Genomic DNA, 1,415 nt, shown 5'->3' with positions numbered 1-1,415 from the left:
CCGCCGCGATCGGCACGGTTGCCTCGGCTGCCGCCAATCTCGGTGCCGTCAAGAACCGTATCTCGACCAACACGGAGTTCGTCAAGAACCTGATGGACTCGGTGGATCGCGGCATCGGCCAGCTGGTCGACGCTGACATGAACCAGGAGTCCACGCGCCTTTCGGCCCTCCAGGTCCAGCAGCAGCTCGGCGTCCAGGCGCTCTCGATCGCCAACAACAGCAGCCAGAGCATCCTGTCGCTGTTCCGCTAAGCCTCGGCTCGTCTCGAGGGGGGCCGCGCTTCGCTAGAAGCGCGGCCCTTTTTTGTCCTGTGTGATGCCGCGTCCACGCCGCGATTCAGGCTCGGTGTTGCAGCTGAGTCACAGAGCCACAAGCCTCGCACAAGCTTCGACGGGTAGCCTCTCCGTTACGACTGGTTGGGCCCTTCACACGCATTTCCGTGGCCCAAAGGCATGACGCCGCCCTGTCGTACCGGTGCAAGTCCGGTATGTCCCCCTCAATTCAATCGTCAAAGGGACATCAAAAATGGGTTCTAGCCTTCTCACCAACTCGTCTGCAATGACCGCGCTGCAGACCCTCCGCAACGTCAGCTCGCAGCTCGCGACCACGCAGAACCGGATCTCGACCGGCCAGCGTGTTTCGACTGCCGCGGACAACTCGGCCTATTGGTCGATCGCGACCTCGATGCGCTCCGACAACGCCGCGCTCTCCGCGGTCTCCGACTCGCTCGGTCTGTCGGCCGCGATGGTGGACACCGAATACACCGCTCTGAACACGGTCATCGGCGACAAGGAATCCGGCCTGACCAAGCTCCAGGCGCTGCTGGTCGAGGCCAAGACCGCGGGTATCGATCGCACCAAGATCCAGTCGGAAGTCACCCAGATCCAGCAGGATATGAAGCTCAAGGCCAATTCGGCCACGATCAACGGCATCAACTGGCTGAGCATCGACACCTCGACCGGAACCACGGCGACGCCGACGAGCTTCAACCTCGTGTCGTCGTACTCGCGTGTCGGCGGTACGCCCACCATCGGCTCCATCACGGTGACGACGGCCACCTTCGCGCTCTACACCGTCAACGGCGCAACCAAGACCGGCATCCTGGATACGGTGACCGGCAACAGCACGACCGGCTTCGCGTCGGTCGACACGATCGCCATCGGCTCGCTGACCGACGCGGCGACTGACCAGGCCAAGCTCGACGGCTACATCAACCAGGTCACCGCGGCGATCAACACGGTTGCCTCGGCTGCCGCCAATCTCGGTGCCGTCAAGAACCGCATCGCGACCAACACGGAATTCGTCAAGAACCTGATGGACTCCGTGGATCGCGGCATCGGCCAGCTCGTCGACGCCGACATGAACGCGGAATCGACGCGCCTGCAGGCGCTTCAGACCCAGCAGCAGCTCGGCGT

Annotated in this window: 2 protein-coding genes; both read left to right on the top strand. The window is 63.3% G+C overall.

What is annotated here, in order from left to right:
* Positions 1 to 251 (top strand): flagellin (locus tag A5906_RS44225; RefSeq protein WP_283807682.1); only part of this gene is annotated, 251 nt, incomplete at its 5' end.
* Between the two features lie 274 nt (positions 252 to 525).
* Positions 526 to 1,415, top strand: an 890-nt coding sequence (locus A5906_RS11150) for a flagellin N-terminal helical domain-containing protein (protein ID WP_080135506.1), incomplete at its 3' end; no start/stop codon positions are given.

It is taken from the genome of Bradyrhizobium sacchari (assembly GCF_002068095.1).
In the GTDB taxonomy this organism is placed as follows: Bacteria; Pseudomonadota; Alphaproteobacteria; order Rhizobiales; family Xanthobacteraceae; genus Bradyrhizobium; species Bradyrhizobium sacchari.
The sequence above is the reverse complement of the archived record's forward strand: the minus strand, read 5'-3'. Positions and strand labels throughout refer to the sequence as shown.